General features: G+C 44.7%; 2 protein-coding genes. Both read left to right on the top strand.

The genetic code is table 11. The features are described 5' to 3' along the window. Window positions 1-11: 11 nt before the first annotated feature. Entirely contained in the window at window positions 12-1,370 is a 1,359-nt protein-coding gene (gene miaB / locus B7Y67_RS16705; protein WP_293599592.1) for a tRNA (N6-isopentenyl adenosine(37)-C2)-methylthiotransferase MiaB, read from the top strand. A gap of 1 nt (window position 1,371) precedes the next feature. Further along, window positions 1,372-1,848, top strand: coding sequence for an rRNA maturation RNase YbeY (gene ybeY, locus B7Y67_RS16700; protein ID WP_293599591.1), 477 nt, complete (start codon window positions 1,372-1,374; stop codon window positions 1,846-1,848). The last annotated feature ends 24 nt before the right edge of the window (window positions 1,849-1,872 follow it).

The following is a 1,872-nucleotide window of genomic DNA, read 5'->3' as shown; positions in this document are numbered from 1 at the left end:
GAGAACGGCATATGAAAAAGCTCTATATCAAAACCTTCGGCTGTCAGATGAACGAGTATGACTCGGGCAAGATGGCCGATCTCCTACATGCCGATGAGGGCATGGTCATGACCGACACGCCTGAAGACGCAGATGTCGTTCTACTGAACACCTGTTCTATTCGTGAAAAAGCGGAAGATAAAGTATTTTCCGATTTAGGTCGCTTACGTGAACTCAAAAAAACCAAACCCAATTTATTAATTGGTGTTGGAGGTTGCGTCGCCAGCCAGGAAGGTCAACAAATTATTAGCAGGGCGCCCTATGTTGATGTCGTCTTTGGTCCGCAAACCTTACATCGCTTATCTGATCTGATCGCTCAACGTCGCGAAACCGGTAGATCTCAGGTAGATATTTCATTCCCGGAAATTGAGAAGTTTGACCGCCTACCTGCCTCGCGCCAAACTCGTGGCTCTGCTTACGTTTCCATCATGGAAGGTTGCTCAAAGTATTGCAGCTATTGCGTAGTTCCTTACACTCGTGGTGAAGAAGTATCACGCCCATTTGATGATGTATTAACTGAAGTAGCAGGCCTAGCTGCGCAAGGTGTAAAAGAAATTGTTTTACTCGGTCAAAACGTCAATGCCTATTTGGGCAAAATGGGTGATACAGAGGAAATCGCAGACTTTGCGCTCTTGATTGAATACGTTGCAGAGGTTCCAGGTGTCGAAAGAATTCGCTTTACCACCAGCCATCCTAAAGAATTTACCCAACGCTTAATTGATGTCTATGCCAAAGTTCCCAAGTTGGTGAGTCATTTACATCTTCCGGTACAACACGCATCCGACTCGGTTTTATCCGCCATGAAACGTGGCTATACCGCTCTAGAATACAAAAGCATTATTCGTAAGATGCGCGCAGTGAGGCCCGACTTGACGCTCTCTAGCGACTTCATTGTAGGCTTTCCAGGCGAGACCGATGAGGATTTTGCAAAGCTCTTGAAGATGGTTGAAGAGCTCAATTTTGATAACAGCTTTTGCTTTATTTTCAGCGCACGTCCCGGTACACCTGCTGCCAACCTGAGTGATGACACGCCTTATGAGGTCAAACTGAAGCGACTACAAACATTGCTTGCCCTAGTGGAGTCACAAGCAAATCAAATCAGTAAAAACATGTTGGGCAATACTGAGCGAGTTCTCGTTGAAGGCCTAGCAAAAGATGGTGTAAATCTACAAGGTCGCGCTGCTAACAATCGCGTGATTCACTTTGCAGCACCAAATGAAGATATTGAATCCCTCATAGGTGAAATGGTAGACATACGCATTACTGAAGTGCTCAATTACACCCTCCGAGGCGAGCTTATCAACGAACTCACTTCAATCCATACCCATTAAGATGGCAATCAAGCAAGCGACTTCCTCTAAATTGGAAATTGATATTCAATTTGCTAGCGCTCCCATTGAAGATAAAGTGCTTACGATTGCCTCTTTAGCAGCAATTAAAAAATGGGTGAAATCTAGCACCCACCTGAGCGGTCTTATCACCTTGCGCTTCGTCAATGCTGCTGAGGGTAAAAAGTTGAATTTTGCTTTTCGGAACAAAGATTACGCAACCAATGTACTCACCTTTCCATATGAGCTAACTAAAAAGACATTGACTGCAGATATTATTTTTTGCTTTCCCGTAATTCAAAAAGAGGCAAGGGAACAAGCTAAGACTGCTCAGGCTCACTTAGCTCACCTCATTATTCATGGATGCTTGCATGCCCAAGGACTTGACCATGAGAGCAATGCTGAAGCAAGCAAAATGGAGAGTAAGGAAATCGCTATTCTCAAATCCCTGGGTTTCACAAACCCTTACGCACCCATTTAAAGCATCCCCAACACCTCGTTCACT

The sequence above is a fragment of the Polynucleobacter sp. 35-46-11 genome (assembly GCF_002281105.1).
Note: the sequence above shows the minus strand (reverse complement) of the source record. Positions and strands in the feature narration are given on the sequence as shown.

Bases quoted from the DNA above. Each gene is read 5' to 3' on its own strand.
- miaB (WP_293599592.1), top strand. From the start codon at position 12: ATGAAAAAGCTCTATATCAAAACCTTCGGCTGTCAGATGAACGAGTAT.
- ybeY (WP_293599591.1), top strand. From the start codon at position 1,372: ATGGCAATCAAGCAAGCGACTTCCTCTAAATTGGAAATTGATATTCAA.